The sequence below is a fragment of the Actinoplanes rectilineatus genome, from assembly GCF_000962825.1.
Lineage (GTDB): Bacteria > Actinomycetota > Actinomycetes > Mycobacteriales > Micromonosporaceae > Actinoplanes > Actinoplanes rectilineatus.
The window spans coordinates 58,444-75,654 of record NZ_JZKF01000006.1; the positions used below are offsets into that span (position 1 = coordinate 58,444).

General features: G+C 72.2%; 15 protein-coding genes and 1 tRNA gene. 3 read left to right on the forward strand and 13 right to left on the reverse strand.

Annotation, left to right across the window (positions count from 1 at the left end; all coding sequences use genetic code 11):
• Positions 1-75 precede the first annotated feature (75 nt).
• Positions 76-504: a GNAT family N-acetyltransferase gene (locus WH85_RS06160; protein WP_045740722.1), complete on the reverse strand. Its 429-nt coding sequence runs from the start codon at positions 502-504 to the stop codon at positions 76-78.
• 55 nt (positions 505-559) lie between these two features.
• On the opposite strand from WH85_RS06160, the gene WH85_RS06165 reads away from it, so the two are divergent.
• Together WH85_RS06165 and WH85_RS06170 are read left to right on the forward strand one after the other, a co-directional pair.
• Positions 560-1,315: a nucleotidyltransferase domain-containing protein gene (locus WH85_RS06165; RefSeq protein ID WP_063775467.1), complete on the forward strand. Its 756-nt coding sequence runs from the start codon at positions 560-562 to the stop codon at positions 1,313-1,315.
• 96 nt (positions 1,316-1,411) lie between these two features.
• Entirely contained in the window at positions 1,412-2,227 is an 816-nt protein-coding gene (locus tag WH85_RS06170; protein ID WP_157410807.1) for a hypothetical protein, read from the forward strand.
• 145 nt (positions 2,228-2,372) lie between these two features.
• On the opposite strand, the gene WH85_RS06175 is transcribed toward WH85_RS06170, so the two are convergent.
• From WH85_RS06175 to WH85_RS06225, 11 genes are all read right to left on the reverse strand, one after another.
• A complete protein-coding gene (locus WH85_RS06175; protein WP_045740959.1) occupies positions 2,373-2,807 on the reverse strand; it encodes an EVE domain-containing protein in 435 nt (144 codons plus the stop codon).
• Between the two features lie 15 nt (positions 2,808-2,822).
• Positions 2,823-3,602 carry a polysaccharide deacetylase family protein gene (locus WH85_RS06180; RefSeq protein WP_083448824.1) on the reverse strand — a complete coding sequence of 260 codons (780 nt, stop codon included), beginning with the start codon at positions 3,600-3,602 and terminating at the stop codon, positions 2,823-2,825.
• A 231-nt stretch (positions 3,603-3,833) separates the two neighbouring features.
• Positions 3,834-6,044, reverse strand: coding sequence for an ATP-binding protein (locus WH85_RS06185; protein ID WP_045740724.1), 2,211 nt, complete (start codon positions 6,042-6,044; stop codon positions 3,834-3,836).
• Between the two features lie 52 nt (positions 6,045-6,096).
• Positions 6,097-6,879 (reverse strand): polysaccharide lyase family 7 protein, encoded by a 783-nt coding sequence (locus WH85_RS06190; RefSeq protein WP_045740725.1) that lies wholly within the window; start codon positions 6,877-6,879, stop codon positions 6,097-6,099.
• 58 nt (positions 6,880-6,937) lie between these two features.
• The gene (locus WH85_RS06195) at positions 6,938-7,315 is read right to left on the reverse strand and encodes a hypothetical protein (protein WP_045740726.1); all 378 of its coding nucleotides are present in this window, start codon (positions 7,313-7,315) and stop codon (positions 6,938-6,940) included.
• Between the two features lie 110 nt (positions 7,316-7,425).
• On the reverse strand, positions 7,426-8,235 hold the full coding sequence (locus tag WH85_RS06200) for a hypothetical protein (RefSeq protein ID WP_045740727.1): 810 nt from the start codon (positions 8,233-8,235) through the stop codon (positions 7,426-7,428).
• Between the two features lie 263 nt (positions 8,236-8,498).
• On the reverse strand, positions 8,499-9,872 hold the full coding sequence (locus WH85_RS06205; protein WP_245673842.1) for a vWA domain-containing protein: 1,374 nt from the start codon (positions 9,870-9,872) through the stop codon (positions 8,499-8,501).
• Positions 9,862-11,040, reverse strand: coding sequence for an AAA family ATPase (locus tag WH85_RS06210; RefSeq protein WP_083448825.1), 1,179 nt, complete (start codon positions 11,038-11,040; stop codon positions 9,862-9,864). The genes WH85_RS06205 and WH85_RS06210 overlap by 11 nt, the downstream gene beginning before the upstream one ends.
• Positions 11,037-12,878 carry an ankyrin repeat domain-containing protein gene (locus WH85_RS06215; RefSeq protein ID WP_045740728.1) on the reverse strand — a complete coding sequence of 614 codons (1,842 nt, stop codon included), beginning with the start codon at positions 12,876-12,878 and terminating at the stop codon, positions 11,037-11,039. Before WH85_RS06215 ends, WH85_RS06210 begins: the two co-directional genes overlap by 4 nt.
• On the reverse strand, positions 12,875-13,969 hold the full coding sequence (locus WH85_RS06220; RefSeq protein WP_045740729.1) for a leucine-rich repeat domain-containing protein: 1,095 nt from the start codon (positions 13,967-13,969) through the stop codon (positions 12,875-12,877). The genes WH85_RS06215 and WH85_RS06220 overlap by 4 nt, the downstream gene beginning before the upstream one ends.
• Positions 13,970-14,022: 53 nt before the next feature.
• Positions 14,023-14,098: transfer RNA gene (locus WH85_RS06225), tRNA-OTHER, on the reverse strand.
• A 141-nt stretch (positions 14,099-14,239) separates the two neighbouring features.
• Between WH85_RS06225 and WH85_RS06230 the strand changes: the two genes are divergently transcribed.
• Positions 14,240-16,531 (forward strand): putative bifunctional diguanylate cyclase/phosphodiesterase, encoded by a 2,292-nt coding sequence (locus WH85_RS06230; RefSeq protein WP_045740730.1) that lies wholly within the window; start codon positions 14,240-14,242, stop codon positions 16,529-16,531.
• A gap of 54 nt (positions 16,532-16,585) precedes the next feature.
• Here WH85_RS06230 and WH85_RS06235 read toward each other — a convergent pair whose 3' ends face one another.
• Entirely contained in the window at positions 16,586-17,164 is a 579-nt protein-coding gene (locus tag WH85_RS06235; RefSeq protein WP_045740731.1) for a TetR/AcrR family transcriptional regulator, read from the reverse strand.
• Positions 17,165-17,211: the final 47 nt, after the last annotated feature.

Below are 17,211 nucleotides of genomic sequence, written 5' to 3' on the forward strand. Positions count from 1 at the left end.
TTGCCACCCGGTCGGCGATCGAGTGTCACCGATCGGCGGTTGCCCGCCTGCTCACCGACGTGGCGGGTGCGGTCCTCAGGTGAGGGACTTGAGGAAGAAGTGCTTGGCGGACTCGCCGGGCATGCGGGGGAGCAGACCGACCTGCTGGTAGCCGAGCTTCGGGTAGAAGTCCGGCGCCTGGAACGACATCGTGGACACGACGACCCGGTCGCAGCCGCGGCGGCGGATCTCCTCCTCGGCGGCGGCCATCAGTCGGGCGCCGAGGCCTTGGCCGCGCAGGTGCGGGGCCAGCCACAGGGAGCTGATGCCGCCGCAGCCGGCCCAGGTGTAGCCGGTGATGCCGCCGACGAGCTCGCCGTCGGCGTCGGTGACCCGGATCGACAGGGGCGTCTCGTCGTCGACGCCGATCGCCGCGTTGTTGATCGCGTCGAGTTCGTCGGAGAGGCGCTTCTCCAGCTCCGGGTCGTCGCGTCCGGCGGGCTGGAGGATGTGCGGTCCACTCATACCGATCATGATGGTGGGTCGTGCAACCCGATTCTCGGCGGGCATACTCACGGCCGTGACGAGCGGATACGAGGGGCTGCTGCGGCGCTGTGAGGCCGATCCGGTGGTGGCCGGGCTGATCCTGTCCGGGTCGCAGGCCCGGGACATGGCGACCGACCATTCGGACATCGACGTGTACGTGGTCGTGCACGAGCACACCGGCCGCTGGGAGACCGTGCACAGTGCCGCACTGGATGCCGCGGTGCTCACCGTCGACGAGCTCGCGGACACCTCGGACCGGTGGCAGCGCTATTCGTACCGGGGCGCCCGGGTGCTGCTGGACCGGCTCGGTGGGCGGATCGCCGCACTGGTACGGGCGCAGGCCGCCCTGACACCGGCGGAGGCGGACACGATGGTGCGCGAACAGCTGGACGGGTACGTCAACTTCGTCTACCGGGCGGCGAAGAGCCGCCGGGACGGCCGGGACGACCTGGCCCGGCTCGACGACTACGAGGCCGGACCGTGGCTGCTGTGGACGATCTTCGCGATGTACGGGCGGGTCCGGCCGTACAACAAGTTCCTGCGCTGGGAACTGGAGCATCATCCACTGCCGGAGCCGTGGACCGTCGACGTGTTGATCGGCGCGCTGACCGGTGGGGCGTCGGCGCTCTTCCCGGAGGTGGAGCGGGTCGCCCGGGCGGGGGGATTCGGCGACCTGCTCGACACCTGGGATCTCGACGTGGTGAGAGCACCCGTCAGCCCACCGAAAGGAGGGTTGCCGCCGGGGCCGCCGAGGGTCGAAGCTGACGCTGATGACCCGGGGTCAGCCTGACGTCACCCTGCGGTCCACTCACGACTATTGTCTTGATCTTGACTGCATCGATGTCCGGGATGACATGGGGGCCTTGTGGAATCGACGAGCGGGGACGTGAGCGGGCTGCGGCGGTTCGGGCGCTCCGTGCGTACCCTATGGATCTCCGCGATTTTCGCAACGATCGCCGCGATGCTCGGCGCCTGGCTGGGGTGGCAGCAGGCCGGCGACCTGCCCACCGATGACGGGATGCGGTCCCTGGCCGCGACGGTGGCGCCCGGCGTCCCGGTCGCCGAGGTCAACCGGGCCGACCACATCTCCGGCCTGCAGTACTGGTTCGACGACGACGAGTACTACGAGTTCGCCGGCTCCGACGAGTGGGGCGCGGGCTACACCGAGGCCGTCTACGACCAGCCCATCGCCGATCTCGCGCCGCTGCGCGACCGTCTGGCCGCCGCCGGCTGGGAGGTCGGCGAGGTGCATTCGCCGGGGTACGGGTGGCGCGAACTGACCGCCGCCTCCGGTGACTGGCGGCTGCGCGTGACCGGCACCAGCACGTACACGCCGGCGTCGCTGTGGGTCGAACGGGCCGAACCGCTCGGCGCGCTGATCCTGTCGTTCGTGTTCGCGGCGCTCGGTGCGGCGCTCGGCTGGTCGGCGGCGACCCGGCTGGCGACCGGCGGCGTGGGGCTGCTCGGCGGGGTCGGCTTCGGGCTGCTCACCCTCAACATGATCGCGGTGCTGGGCACGCTGATCGGCAACGTGATCGACTACGCCGGCACCGGGCTGCCGGTGCTGCCGTGGGAGTTCTTCGCGACGATCATGTGGCGTCCGCTGACCATGCTGGGCATGCTGCTGACGGCGGCGTGGCTGGTCAGTGCCACCGCGGACCGGCGCCGGGCGATGGCGGAGACAGGCCCGGAGACCGCCTGAGCCCGGGACGACGGGGCCCGCGTTCGCTGGTTCTCGGGTACACCGGCTACCTGACGACCGGGCCGGGAGCCCGGGCCGGGCCGCGATCCGCGGACCACGAACCCGGCGACCGCCGCGGCGATGCTCGGCTGGACCCGGCAGACGGTCAGATGGTCATCGCCGTGCGCAACGTCAGGAAATCGGCGATCGACAGCGGGATCAGGCCGAGCCGCAGGCCATAACCCCAGTTCCGGTCCCGGGTCAATTCCAGATCGAGATCGTGTACGCCGACCGCCCGCACCGCCGCGAAGACGACGTCGCGCCGCCACGGCTGCACGATCCCGTGGTCGCCCATGTTCATCGGCGCGGCCCGGTACGGCTCGTCGTCGGCGACCACACCGAGTTGGGTGACCTGGCGCAGCGGCTTCTTGTCGCCGAGCGACCGGGTGGGGGAGTAGAAGACGAACCCGTCGCCGCGGCTCAACCGGGCCACCCCGTGGCGTTTGCCGTGGTGGAGCTGGATCCAGCCCTGTTCGGCACCGGAGGCGGCGTGGTCGGCGGCGACCACGCCGAGCCAGGCCCGTTCGGGGTCAGCGGTCATGATGACCATCCTGCGTCATGCCGGGCCCGCGGTGGGCGGCATGTAGTCCTCGAGCAGCGCGGGGGTGAGGCCGGCCTTGTGGATGGCCTTGAGCGCGTTCACGAAGTCGGCGCGGAACGCTTCCCGGAAGTGCATGAGGATGATGTCGCCGGGCTTGACGCCTTTCGGCCCCTGGTAGCGGACCTTCCCCTTGTGCACGGTCTCGGTCCACATGAACGCCGCCGTCATGCCGCAGGATTTGGCGGCGCGCAGGGTGTTGGCGTCCTTGTTGCCGTACGGCGGGCGGAACAGCGTGGGGCGCCGGGTGTACCAGCCTTCGAGTTTGTCGGCCGAACCGCAGATCTGCTTGCGCTGGAACTCGTAGGATTTGCCGCTCATGTTCGGGTGGCTGATCGTGTGCGACTCGACGACCGCACCGGCGTCGATCAGCGGCCGGAAATAGTCCGGGTCGTCCTTGACCGCGTCAGTGGTGAGGAACAGCGTGACCGGGACACCGGCGGCGGCGATCAGTTCCTGAGCCTCCGGCAGTTTCAGGTAACCGTCGTCGATGGTCAGGAACGCGACCTTCTGCTCGGTCGGGATCCGGTGCAGGTATTCGACGGAGTCCCCGCCGGCCAGCGTGATCGGCTGCGGTGCCGGGGCGTCCGCGAAGTCGGGGATCCCGTACTTCGCCCGCAGGGCACTCCGCGTCTGCTCCGGCGCGACCACGGCCGCCGCCGACGGCCCGGCGGACGGCGCTCCCGACGACGGCGAGGCCGCCGGCGCCCCGCCGTTGGTGCACGCGGTCAGTACCATGACGGCGCCTACGGCAACCAGTGACCGAACATTCCTCGCATTCCACACATAGGCGATCTTGCTAGACGAGACATGAAGCTTTGTCGCGGGGGTCACTTCTGGCCCAGCAGCGCCGCCCTCCCCGCCGGGCCGTGCTCAACGCGGCACGAACCGGCCCGTCAGGGCCGCGGCCGCCGGGGGCGCGTCACCGGCCCGTCCGCACCGTTCTCGGTGGTCCGGGTCTTGGCGTCGTCACTTTCGGGGGCGGACGTCTCCCGCCGGCTCGGACAGCGCGTCTCCCGCCGGCTCGGACAGCGCGGCGAGGGTCGCCTCGGCAGCCGGCGCGTCGCGGCCGGCCGTGCCCTCGCGCAGCTCGGCCGCGCACGCCTGAGCGTCCGCGGCGCGATCCAACGCGGTCAGCGCGCGGCACCGGACCGTGACCGCCTCGCCCGCCCACGCCCAGATGCCCTTCGCCCGGACCAGGTCGATCGTCGTCGCCGCCTCGGCTTCCGCCCGCGCCGCGCTGACAGTCAGCAGGCAGCCGGCCAGCGCGGTTCGCGCCTGGATCAGCGGGGACACCGCGCCGGCCCGGGCCGCGTCGGCGGCCACCGCGGTCAGGATCTCCGTGGCCTCGGCGACCTCGCCCGAACGGGCCAGCAGGCGGCCCAGCATGACACGGGCGTCCAGGTTGGTCAGCGGCATCCGGGCCGGCCGGGCCACGAACCCGCGTAACCGTTCGGTCAGCCCGTCGACGCGGTCGTGGGCGAGGTCGATGGCGAACGCGGTCAGTTCGGCCACCGGCAGCAGGCGTTCCTGTTCGGTCGCCTGCCGGGCCCGCGCCAGCAGTGTCGTGGCGTGGTCCAGGTGCCCGACGTGCAGGGCGCCCTGGGCCCAGTTCAGGCACGCGCGGGCGTACTCCCGTGGTGAGGAGGTCAGGGAGTCGTCGGCGAGCAGTGCGTCGACGTCCGACCACACGCCGGGCAGTCCCAGCTCCAGGCGCAGCGAGACGCCGGCGATCCGGACCGCGAGCAGCGAGCCGGACAGTGCCGCCGCCTGTTCCCAGTACCGCAGATGGTCGTCGGCGTGCCGGCCGACCACGGTGTCCGGTGCGGACAGGATCGCCAGCGCGCCGGCCTTGCGGTCGCGGTGCCGCAGGTACGGCACGGCCTTCTCCAGTTCGACGTATCCGGCCAGCGCCTCGCCCTGCTGGCGGAGTGCCCGCCCGAGCACCAGTCCGATCTCGCCGCGGGCGCCCGGTGGCAGGCGCCGGTCGGCGAGGATGCGCCGCAGCACCGGGATCGCCTCGGCCTGCATCGCGCCTTCGACGGCGGCCCGCCCGAGTTTGACGGCGAGGCGGACCCGCAGTGGGCGGGGCAGGTCGGCCTCGGCCATCGTGCCGAGCAGGAACCGGGCCGCGGTCGCGTCGTCGCCCTGTTCGACGGCCAGGTCGGCGGCGGCCGAGGCGTTGCGCACGTGGTCGGCGGCGCTGCCCGCGAGCCGGTAGTGGTGGGCCAGCTGGGCGACCGGTTTCGGGGACTGTTCCTCGAGGGTCCGGGCGGCCTGCAGGTGCAGCCACCGCCGGGTGGTGGCGGGCAGCAGCTCGTACACGACCTGCCGTGCCAGGGTGTGCCGGAAGTGCCGGCGTCCGTCCTCCTCGTGCAGCAGCCCGGCGGTCTGTGCGGCGTCCAACGCCTGCCGGATCACCGCCGGGTCGAGGCGCAGCACCGCGGCGAGGCGGCGCTCGTCGGCGGTCATGCCGACCACGGCCGCCGCGCCGAGGATCTCCCGGGCCGGCTCGTCGAGTGGGCGCATCCGGTAGAGCAGCACGTCCCGCAGCAGCGCGGGTACCTCGTCGTCGAGGGCGATCCCGGACCGGAGTACTTCCTCGATCAGGAACGGGATGCCGGCGGTCCGGGCGAACAGCCGCGTGACGTACGGGTCGTCGGGTTCCGCGCCGGCCAGTGCGGCGACGTCGTCGTGGCTCAGCGGCGGGAGGGTGAGACGGCGGACGGTGGACGGCGGGATCCAGGCCGGCGGCGCCTCGTCGTCGCGCTGGGTGATCAGGACGGTGATGGTGGGTACCGGCCGGGCGGCCAGCCGGTCCAGGAAGTCCAGGGTGACCGGGTCGGCCATCTGCACGTCCTCGACCACCAGGACCGCCGGGCCGAGTGCGCCGAGCCGTGCGGTCACCGCATCGACCAGCGCGACCGGGTCGTCGGGGAACGGGTCCGGCGTGTGCGGGCGCAGCGCGTCGCGGACCGGTCCGAGCGGCAGCGGTTCGCGCATGTCGTCGCAGTGCGCGACGAGGACGAGGCCCGGCGCTCCGGCGACCGCCTCCTGGGCGAGGCGGCTCTTGCCGATGCCGGCTTCGCCGGACATCAGGATCAGGGCGGGCGGTGCGGTGACGGCTTCGCGCAGGGCGGCCAGTTCAGGGGTACGCCCGGCGAACGCGAAAAGTGGCACGGCCCGAAAATAGCCCGCTCCCCGGTGGACGCCGGGAAGCGGGTGGCGGCGCTCAGCCGTGCTGGACGGTGAGACTGTAGAACTTGACCTTCGCGCCGTTCGTCGTGCTCTCCGACGAGGACTGGTTGTACGAGCCGGCCTTGAAATACTGCCGGTACGGGTTGAACGACGACGGGATCGTGTAGGTGGTCCGCACCCCGTTCACGGTCAGCGCGGCGGTGTTGCCCGAGACGTTGAGCGTGTACGTCCACTTCACCCCGAGCGCCACATTCCCCACCCTGTGCAGCGTCTGCCCGCCGGCGGGCGAGTCCTCCGTACCGAGGTGGATGTCGCCGTCGGCCCGGTAGTACAACTCCAGCAGTGGCTTCGTCGAGGTGCCGCCGGTGCCGAGTTTCACCTGGCCGACCGCCACGTTCTTGGTCACCGAGACGACGCGCAGCTGGGCGCTGAGCGTGTGGTCGCCGGACAGTGTCCAGTCGGCGGCGCTGCCGTCCCGGTTCATCTCCCGCAGTTCGGAACGGGCGTAGTTCGAGTTCGGCGTGGTGACGCCCTTCTCCGGCGCCCAGAACGTCATCGATCCGTCGTTCTTGTCGGTCCAGAAGTAGGCCGGGTTCGTGTATCCGGACGCGCCCTTGAGGCGCGCCGGGGAGACGGTGTCCGGGTTTCCCGGCGATCCGGTGGGCAGTTGCAGCTGCCAGATCGCCAGGTCGAAGTTGCCGCCCGGGGGAAGGGTGGGGTCGAGGGCCGCAGCCGCGGCGCGGGTGATGCCGGCGGTGCCGAGTCCGGCGGTGACGGCCGCGGTCAGGCCGGCGGTGAGGAGTCTGCGTCGTCGCATACCACGACGACACCACCATCCATCGATCACCGACAATGACATCAGACCTAAAACATCCTTAAATGCCATCGAGTACGCCGTGCGCGTCCGCGATCAGGGCGGACTCCAGCGCGGGCAGGTCGGCACACGGCTCGGAGCTCAGGTCGGCACGGACCGTTAGGTGGCCGGACAGGACCAGGTTCGAGTCGAGGGTCTCCAGGCTCACACCGCACATCGGTGTCCCGCCGACGTCCATCGGCCCGGAGGCGATCAGTGCGGCGCCGCCCAGGCCGGGCAGGTCGCGGGCGCCGTCGTCGGCACGGTCCCGGGTGACCCAGTACAACCGGGACTTGAGCGCGCTGCCGAGGTCGCGGACCTGCCACTGGACGAGGGCGGCCGGCACGATGCTGGGGCGCTGCGGCGGCGGATCCCACACCGGCGCGGAGAGATCGATCACCGCGACAACCTACGGCACACCGTCCACAGAGGGCGGCCCCGTTGCCGCGTACGACGATGTGGCCCCCGGAACACTGTTCCGGGGGCCACGTCGGGAGTCGTGGGCAGGTCCTACTGGCGGGTCCACTTCCAGTTGCGGACCAGCACCTCGTGCTGCGGTGCCCAGGTGGCGGTGGCGCCCGGGTAGATCGAGATGGCCTCGACCTGCAGGCGGGCCGAGACGTCGGTGCCCCAGCCGGACTTCGGCGTCACCGAGTACGGCGCGTTCAGGTTCTTGCCGTCGATGACCAGCTCGACCTTCTTCTTCACCGGGTCGACGGTCATCGCGACGGTGTGCCAGGCGGTGTCCGGCTTGAGGTAGCCGCCGTTGGCCCAGCTGCCGCCGTTCGCGCTGGTCCAGATCTGGATCTGGCCGAAGTTCGGGTCCCACGGGTTGAGCACCCATTGGAAGGCGGTGCCGTGGTCGACGCGGGTGTCGAGGCCGTCCCAGACGAACAGGCCACCCTCGACGGTCTGCGCGTTGCGCTCGCCGCCGGCGGTCGACGGCACGTACGGCATGGCGAACTGGTAGTTGGCCTTCTGCACGGTCTTCATCATCGACGTGTCGGTGACCCGCTTGTACGAGATGACGTGCGCCATGACGCCGCGGTTGAGGATGTTGGCCCGCACCCGGGAGTCGGCGGCCCGGTTCTCGACCGTGATGTCGGCGCTGTTCACAGCGGCCTGACCCTCGGCGGCGAACACGCCGTCACCCACCTCGGTGGTCCAGCCGGCCAGGTTCTTGCCGCTCTCGGTGACGGTGGCGGCCTGCGCGGGGGCGGCGAGGCCGGTCGTGAGGGCGGTGCCGAGGGCGATTCCCGCGGCGAGGGTGGAGATGAAGCGGCGGCGGCTGGTGACGGTGCGTGTGTCGTTGACTCCCATGGCTACAGAATGTAGTTCTTAGCATTTCCGGAAAACTCCTCTATTCGGACAAGTCGGATCGCGCGAAGAGGGGATTGCTGTGGGGGCGCGGTCGTTTTCGCGTACCGAATAGGGGCTTATAGGCTCTTAAGTCCTTGGCTTTTTGCCTCAGGTCTGGTGATGAGCACTCGCCGACCAGGCGTGCCGGGTCGTGCCGACGGCACTGACAGCACACCGCGTGATGCACTGCAACTACGGAAAGTTAGAACCGGCCGTGGTGACGGTCAGCTGATGTGGATCGACTCGATCCACGACGGGGGAGCGGGAGGCGACTCGCCGACCAGGCCGGCGATGACACGGGCCGAGCCCGGCGCACGATCCGGCCAGGGCGTGAAACCGTCGGTGAGCACGATGACGATCTGCGGGCGGTCCGGGGCGCCGAGCGCCTGCTCGATGCCGACCCGCATGTCGGTACCACCGCCACCCTCCAGGACCACCTCGCCGACCGAGGAGACCCGCCGGACCGCGTGCACGTCGGCGTCACAGGCCAGCACCGCCACCCGGTTACGGCCGATACCGACCGCGCGCAGCACACCCGACACCTCGGCCAGCACGGCCCGCAGCTCGTCGTCGCCCATCGACCCGGACGTGTCGACCACGATCGCGACCCGGGGCATCGGACGGCGCAGACTCGGCAACACCACACCCCGCACGGCGGCACCCCGCCGCGACGGCCGCTGATAGGTGTAGTCGACCGCACCGGACGCCCACGACGCGGCCTCCCGCACCGCACCCGTCAACGCCCGGCGCCAGTCGACGGCCGGCTCCAGGACCTCGTCCGCCCAGCGCCTCCAGCCGGCCGGCACCCGGCCGCGGGCCTTCACATGATTGCGGAGCGCCTGCGCGGTCTGCCGGCGGATCGCGGCCGCCTCCACCGCACCGACCGGCCCGTCACCCGGCAGCTCCCACGGCATCTCCCGGCCGTGCGCGCCGGAACCACACTCCGGCATGTCCGGAGAGGCCGGGATGTCGTCGACATACTGTTCGAACAGCAGGCCGTCGGGCAGACCGAACAGGGCCGGCTTGAGCGCACCCCGCGGCAGCGACGACAGATCGTCGTTGATCTCGCAGTCCTGGGCGGCGTTCACCCGCCGGTGATCGGCGCGCAGCCCGGGCGGCAGCCGGTCGGTCCGGCCGTGATGGTCACGCAGCAGGTGGGCGACCTCGTGCACCCAGACCGCGGCCAGCTCCCGCACCTCGAGGGAGTCGACGAACGCGGGCGACACGTAACAGCGCCAGTGCCGGTCCACGGCCATCGTCGGCACGGCGTCGGTGGGCACGACGGTCAGGCTGTACAGCGCGGACGCCAGATAGGGCTGCCGGTCCGCGGCGCGCAGGCGGGCGGCGAGCAGCTTGGTCCGGTCGAGAACCCGCGCCGCCTCAGCCGTCCCCCGCCCCGCAGTCCGCCCACTGCGAGCCGGTCGTGCGATCTCGGTTGGTCGTGTGGTCTCGGCCGCTCGTGTGGTCTCGGCCGGTTGGGCGGCCGCGGTCGGAGCCGGCTCGGTTCGGTGGGAAGCCGCGGTGGACTCCGGACCGACTGCTCGCGCTGCCTCGGCCGGCGTGGGCGGCTCGCTGGGGTGGGACGGCTCAGCCGGCACCGGTGAGCATCCCCGAGGCGCTGAGTACGTCGACGAACGCGTCGATCGCGGCCGGGACCGGCCAGTGCGGCTCGCGCATCCGGGCCAGGTCGAACGCCGCCCGCGCGGCCACGTCGGGCACGCCCGCGTCGACCGCCTTGGCGAGGACCTGCCAGCCGGCCTCCCAGCGTTCCCGGGTGACGGTCGCCTCGACGGCCGCGACCACCGCCGTCAGAAAGGCCAGCTGCCGGTCACCGCGGTCCGGCAGGGCGAACGCGTCCGGGTCGGCGAGCACCCGCTCCGGGTCGGGCAGGTCCAGCTCTTCGAGGTAGGCGGTGAGTTCCAAGCCCGCGCCGTCGCCGATCGCGCCGACGAGGGCGGTGGTCAGCGCCTCGGGGCCGGTGCCCGCGCAGTAGTGGAAGACGAGCAGACGCAACGCCATGTCCCAGGTACGCGGGGACGGCCAGGCGCCGCCGCGGCCCTCCGCGTCGGTGGGCAGGTGGTGGGTGAGGCCGGGGCGGGCGGTGAGGAAACCGGCGATCACACCGCGGGCCCGGGCCAGGGCGCTGCCCGCCCGGTCGAGGGAGACGGTGGGCACCTCGATGCGTGGCCACACACCGGACAGGCCCCGGGCGACCACCCGCGGGTCGTGCGTCCAGTGCAGGTGGACGAACCGGTTGGCCAGCGGCGGACTCAGATGCCAGCCGTCGGCGGCGCTGGCCGGCGGGTTCGCCGCGGCCACGATGCGGATCGCGGGCGGCAGGGTGAGGCTGCCGACCCGGCGTTCCAGCACCACCCGCAGCAGGGCGGCCTGCACGGCCGGCGGCGCCGACGACAGCTCGTCGAAGAAGAGGATGCCGCGGCCGGCGGTGGCCAGCCGGACCGCCCAGTCCGGCGGCGCCATCGGCACACCCTGGACGGCCGGGTCGTCGCCGACGATCGGCAGCCCGGAGAAGTCGGACGGCTCGTGCACGCTGGCGATGACCGTCTCCATCGGCGCGTCCAGGCTCTCGGCCAGCTGCGTCAGGGTGGCGGACTTGCCGATGCCGGGTTCGCCCCAGAGCAGCACCGGCAGGTTCGCGGCGACGATCAGCGCCAGTGCCGCGGCCCGCTGGTCCTCGACCGGCTCGGTGCGGGTCGCGCCGATGCGGGTCAGCAGCTCGTCGGCAGCGTCCAGGCCGGAGGTCACGCGCGCTCCTTCACGTATTGCAGCGCGGCCCGGAACACCGGACCACGTTTGGTGTCGTTCTGCCTGAAGTACTTGAGGATGGCGTCCATGTAGGAGATCACCGTCCGGTTGTCCTGATCGCGGGCGTGCGGGTCGGCCCCGGCGTCGGCCAGCGCGATGATCACAGCAGCCGGCCACACCTCGAGAACCGCGTAGTGCAGCGGGGTGTTGCCCTCGCGGTCGGTGGCGTTGACGTCCACGCCGGCCTCGAGGAGCCGGGGCAGCAGCCGGGCATGGTCGAAGGACCGGAGCATGTGCATCAGCGTGCGCCCGCGACTGTCCCGCAGGTGCGGGTTCAGTCCGGCGTCGAGCAGCGCGAACAGTTCCCGGTCGCCACCGTGCTGAATGCGCAGCCAGAGGTCCTGCCGGTGGTCACGCAACCGCCGGGGCAGCCGACCGGACGCGCCGTTCCACGCCTGGGCCGCGGCGAAACAGCCGGTGACGGCACCACCGAAGGCGCGCATCGCACGTTCCCGCTGCTGCTCCGCAGGCGTGTGTGAGGCAAGAACCAGGCTGCCCCGGTCGACGGCGACCTCATGCCACTGGCCGTCCCGGCAGCGCACCCGGATCGGTTCGTCCGCCGCCGAGCGCTTCGCGGAACGGCCGCCACCGCGGAAGGCCGCGGCGGCCCTCAGGGTGACGGAGACCCCGGAGGAATCGAAGGCTCCGGACCGGGCGACGACCCCGGAATCCCCGCCGGAAACGGAGGTCTCGGTGTTTCGGGCGGCGGGAACGGAGGTCTCGGTGTTTCGGGCGGAAGCGGCAGCGGAGGAGTGCCCGGGGAACAGTGCCTCGCGGACCAGCGGGTGCAACGCGTCCACCGGCATCCGGCCGTGCCAGATCAGATCGAGGTCTGGCGAGGGCTGGAGTGCCGCCGGGAGGAGCGGGGCCATGCCGTCGAACTGCTTGCGCTCGTTCCACCCGGGTTGGCTCGCGGTGGCCCGGATCCGTTCCCCGGACAGCTCGACGCTCAGATAGGAGCTCCAGCCGATCCGGACCACCGCTGCGGGCAGACCCAGGCGGCGGACGTCGGAGGCCAGCCGTGCCGGGTCGATCCGCAGGATGTCCAACCTCTGCTGGAACTCCGGGGCGGCCAGCAGGTCGACCCCGGCCTCGGCCCAGGTCTCCGGGGCGCCCGGGGCGAGCAGGTGCCGTTCGGCGCGGGCCGGCGCGTCGTCGCCACGGCCGAACTCCTCGACCGGAAGCGGCTCACCGTCCGGCGTGAACCGGGGCAGCCGCCCGGCGGAACCGTCCACGGCGGCAGAACCATCCGCGGACCCGTTCACGGCGGCGGAGCCGCTTACGGACCCGTTCACGGACCCGGAACCGCCCACGGCGGCGCGCAACTCACCGGCCCGCCGCGCGTCCCACTGCCAGGGCGCCAGGAAATACCAGGCCTCGTCGTCGTCGAGATCGGCGAGCTCGCCGACCTCCAGAGTGAGACGCTGCGACCCGATGGTCGACACCGGCGGCCGGACCAGCAACACCGGTGTGTCCGGCCGCAGCGGACCGTCCGGCGCGATCACGTAGCCGGCGCAGTCGGTGAAGAGCGCGGCGTTGCCCCCGAGCATCCGCGGCAGGTGCCAGCGCAGCAGGTCGGGGGCGAGACCGGCGAGCAGAGCGGCAACAGGCCTCGCGGCCTCGTCGTCGAACGTGACGTCGACGGCCCCGGCATCGCAGGCGGCCCGCCAGTCGCCCCGCTCCCGGGCCTCCGCGCACTCCGCGATCATCCGGGCCGGCATCGTGTAGTGCCGGATCCGGGCCCACTCGGTGAGGTTCAGGGGGTCGTAGCCACTCATCGGTACACACTCGCGATCGCGCTGATGTCGGCGTGCGGCGGGGTGCCGGACCGTGGCGCGCTCCGGCGCATCCGTCGCGGGACGCCACCGTTGATGCCCAGGTGGTCCAGCCGGCCGGCGGCGGCCAGCAGCAGCCGGGCGCCGCGGCCGGTCACCCCGGTGAAGCGGACGTCCAACCGGCGCAGCGCACTGCCCGGCAGCGCCTCCGCCAGCAGTGCGGCCCCGCCGTCACCGACCTCGTTGGACCGGCCGCCGAGAGCCCGTTCGGACGGCGGGCGGGACAGGTCCAGGCCGGTCCACGAGCCCAGCGCGGCGGCCAGCGGCCCCATGTCGGTGATGCCGTTGCCGCCCAGGCCCAGAGTCATGCCGTAACCGGCGACGCCGTCGGCGAGCACGGCGGCTCCGTCGTCGCCGAGCTGGTTGACGGCCAGGTAGAGCTCGCGGACACCACCGTCGCGGACCAGGCGCACCAGGGTGGGCACCGCGTCGGCCCGCAGGGCGTTGCCGCCGAGGAAGAGGCGCTGCATCACCGGCGGGCGGGCGGCCAGCGCGTCGGCCAGCACCGCGAGGCCGGTGACGGTCAGACCGGTGTTCACCAGATCGAGGGTCCGCAGGGTGGTGTTGGAGGCGAGCGCGGCGGCCAGGTGCGCCACCCCGGCGTCGCCGATCGGGTTGCGTTTGAGCCAGAGCGCGCGGACACCGTCGTCGTCGGCCAGACGGTCGGCGAGGGCCGCCGCGCCGTCCGCGTCGATCCGGTTGCAGCCGAGGTAGACGGTGCTGATCCGGTGTCCGGGGGTGAGCGCCCCGGCGAGCTCGCGGGCGCCCGGGGTGCCCAGCGCGTTGGTGCCGAGCAGCAGGTGGGTGGCGTGCGGGGAGGCGACCGCGGTCTGTACCACCCGGGCCACCTGCACCGGGCCGACGCCCTGTTTGCACAGGTCGACCCGGCCGTCCGCGCGGATCAGGCCCCGGTCGAACTCCTCGGCGCCGGTGACCGGGACGGGGGAGGAGAGCCGGGTCAGGATCGCGTCGAAATCACGCGCGTCGGCCAGACCACGTTCCGGATCGGTGATCGCCGGGCATCGGACGGGCATGCCCTCCGATGGTGTGCCCCCCACCGAACCTCCCCACCGTTTCGTCGCGCAGGTGGCGAAGCCGACCGGATTCGAACCGGCGTCCTCCTGCTCGATGCCAAGGCGCGACGACCTCTGCGCTACGACTTCGCCGCGCCGGAGCATACGGCACCGGTCTGACACTTCCCGTGGAGGCCCGAGATGCGAGACGATCACTCGGCTCAGCGTGGCCGAGTTCGGGCCTGCCGGGCTCGACAGTGACCCCATCGGGCGAGGAGCCGGGCGGCAGCGATGAACGGATCGGGGCGTGGGACGGGCCGGGGCGGCCTGCTGACCGTGCTGGTCTGTGCCGCCGCGGTGCTGACCGTCGTCGTCGAGCTGATCGCCGGAGAGTCCCTTCTGGTGTACGCCGCCGGCCCGGTCGCGTTGCTGGCGACCACGGCCGGCTGCTACCGGGTCAGCGTCCACCCCCGCGCGCCGAGAGCGGTCCGCGGCTTCTGGCGGCTCTGGGCGTACTCCTCGGTGGCGTTGGTGGTCACCACCGTCGCGGCGATGTTCCGGGCGTGGCGCGACACCGACGGGATGCCGCTCTACGAGGCCGTGCCCACACTGGTCAGCCTGGTCCTGGCGATGCTCGCGTTCCGGTACGTGCCGCCCAGCCGCCGCACCCTGCTCGACTGGTACCGCCTGCTGCTCGACGGCGCGGCGGTCGCCGTGGCCGGGGTGCTCGTCTTCGGGTACGCCGCCTTCGATTTGGCCCCGGACGGGATGCCGCCGACGACCCGGGCCGCGGCCGCCGCGGTCGGTGTCACCTGTCTGCTGGCGCTCGTCGTGTTCGGACGGGCCGCGGTCAACCCGGAGGGCCGTGTCGACCCGGCGGCGCTGTCCGTCCTGGCGATCGGCCCGCTGGTCGGCATCGTCGCGGTGGTGCTGTTCCTGGGCGGCACGGACTGGGGTGTGATGCTGCTGTCGGCGCTGGGCTACCCGCTGGTCGGCCTGGGGATGTGCGCTGCGGCGTACCGTCAGGACCGGGTCTTGAACGGCCTCTCCACCCGGTGGACGGTGACTGGCGCACGATGGTCTCTCACCGACCCGCTGCAGGTCCTCGCGGTGGCGGTGACCGCGGTCCTGGTCATCAACGTCTCCGCCCGGGACCTGGACCTGCGCGGCCAGGCGGTGATCATCGGCGCGGTGCTGATCGCGGCGATCGTGGTGGCCCGGCAGTTGCTGTCGCTGCGGGAGAACACCCTGGCGCTGCGCGGCATCCGCCGTCAGCAGGAGGAGCTGGAGCGACTCGCGCTGAGCGATTCCCTCACCGGCCTGCGCAACCGTACGGGGTACAGCCTGGCTCTCGCCGAGCGGCTCGACGAGCATCTGCCCGCCACCGCGGTGCTGCTCGACATCGACGACTTCAAGATGGTCAACGACACGCTCGGCCCGTCCGCGGCCGACCAGTTGCTCTACCAGATCGCGCAGCGGCTGCAGGACGGTTGCGGGCCCGGTGAGCTGGCCGCGCGGCTGGGCGGCGACGAGTTCGCGATCCTGCTGCCGGTGGACGACCCGGTCGCCGCCGAGCGGGCCGCCACCCGGTTCCAGGCCCTGGTCGGGTTGCCGGTGCAGGCCTGCGAGCAGCAGCTGATGCTGCCCGCGAGTGCCGGCATCGCGATCGGCGAGCTCGGTGAGACGGCCGACGAGGTGTTGCGCAACGCGGACATCGCGATGTACGCGGCGAAGGACGCCGGCAAGGCCTCGTGGGCACGGTTCCAGCCGAGTATGCGCCACGATCTGGCCAACCACGCCCGGCTGGCGGGGGAGCTGCACGACGGCATCACCCGCGGCGAGCTGCGGTTGCTCTACCAGCCGGTGTACGACCTGGTGACCGGCCGGATCAGCGGTGCGGAGGCGCTGGTCCGCTGGCAGCATCCGCAGCGTGGCCCGGTGTCACCGGCCGAGTTCGTCCCGGTGGCGGAACGGTCCGGTCTGATCGTGCCGTTGGGGTCGTGGGTGCTGGGCGAGGCCTGTGCGCAGTTGCGTCGCTGGCGGGACGAGCACGGTGACGCGGCGATCGCGGCGATCAACGTGAACGTGGCGGTCCGTCAGCTGCGGGAGCCCGGTTTCGTGGACGAGGTGGTGGCGGTCCTCGACGCGAATGATCTGCAGCCGGCGGACCTGGTCCTGGAGGTCACCGAGTCGTCGGTGGTGGACGGCTGGCAGGTGACCGAGACGTTGCAGGCGCTGCACGAGGAGGGGGTACGTCTCGCGCTCGACGACTTCGGCACCGGCCAGTCGTCGTTGAGCCTGCTCCGGGCGTTCCCGGTCGACGTGCTGAAGCTGGACAAGTCGTTCGTGGACGGCATTGCGGACGGCGCCGACCGTGGCCGGCTGGCGGTGGCGGCGGCGGTCGCCCAGCTGGCGGAGCACCTGCAGCTGAAGGCGGTCGCCGAGGGCATCGAGAGCCGGGAGCAGCAGGACCGGTTGCGGGAGATGGGGTACCGGTACGGCCAGGGCTACTTCATGGCCCGGCCGCTGCCGGCGGACGAGTGCGGCGCGCTGATGGTGGCAGCACCGGCCCGCGCGGCCTGAGGTCCTGTCGGCCCCGGTGCCCCGGTGCCCCGGCCTGTGTGGCCCGACCTTCTGTCAGCCCAGTGCCGCGGTGGCCGCCCGTAGGTCGGCGAGCGCCGCGCGGGTGTGCCGGGCCAGGTCGGTGCTCTGGTCGCCGGGGTTCTCCGACCACGCGGCGTAGCCCCGCTTGAACGCGAGGACGCCCAGCTCGCTCGCCACCGACGCGGTCACCTCCGGCACACCGCGTGCCACCAGGGCGGACGTCATCGCGGCCGCGAGACCGATGCTCTTGAGGGCGTCGCGTTCGCGCAGCTCGGCGCTGGCGGCGACGGCGGCCTTCAGCCGGGGGGCGATCTCGCGGCTCAGTGGGCCCATCGCGGTCGACGCGCGGTCCAGCCCGGCCGCGACCGCCTCCAGTGGGCCGGCCTCCGCGGGCGCCTCGGTGATCCCCTCGGTGAGCAGCCGGCTCAGGGCGTCCTGACCGGCGACCAGGACCTCACGTTTGTCGGTGAAGTGCCGGAAGAAGGTGCTCTTGGTGACGCCGGCCCGTTCGGTGATCTGGGCGACGGTGGTCGTGTCGTAGCCCTGCTCGGTGAAGAGGTCGACGGCGGCCAGAACGAGTCGTTCCCGTGCTCCGGGTTCCCACCGTGCCATCCGCCCATCCTAGTGACGGGACCTTTGTCCCGTCACGGTGGTACGGT

Bases quoted from the DNA above. Each gene is read 5' to 3' on its own strand.
- WH85_RS06160 (WP_045740722.1), bottom strand. From the start codon at position 504: ATGAGTGGACCGCACATCCTCCAGCCCGCCGGACGCGACGACCCGGAG.
- WH85_RS06175 (WP_045740959.1), bottom strand. From the start codon at position 2,807: ATGACCGCTGACCCCGAACGGGCCTGGCTCGGCGTGGTCGCCGCCGAC.
- WH85_RS06180 (WP_083448824.1), bottom strand. From the start codon at position 3,602: ATGGTACTGACCGCGTGCACCAACGGCGGGGCGCCGGCGGCCTCGCCG.
- WH85_RS06190 (WP_045740725.1), bottom strand. From the start codon at position 6,879: ATGCGACGACGCAGACTCCTCACCGCCGGCCTGACCGCGGCCGTCACC.
- WH85_RS06200 (WP_045740727.1), bottom strand. From the start codon at position 8,235: ATGGGAGTCAACGACACACGCACCGTCACCAGCCGCCGCCGCTTCATC.
- WH85_RS06215 (WP_045740728.1), bottom strand. From the start codon at position 12,878: ATGAGTGGCTACGACCCCCTGAACCTCACCGAGTGGGCCCGGATCCGG.
- WH85_RS06220 (WP_045740729.1), bottom strand. From the start codon at position 13,969: ATGCCCGTCCGATGCCCGGCGATCACCGATCCGGAACGTGGTCTGGCC.
- WH85_RS06230 (WP_045740730.1), top strand. From the start codon at position 14,240: ATGAACGGATCGGGGCGTGGGACGGGCCGGGGCGGCCTGCTGACCGTG.
- WH85_RS06235 (WP_045740731.1), bottom strand. From the start codon at position 17,164: ATGGCACGGTGGGAACCCGGAGCACGGGAACGACTCGTTCTGGCCGCC.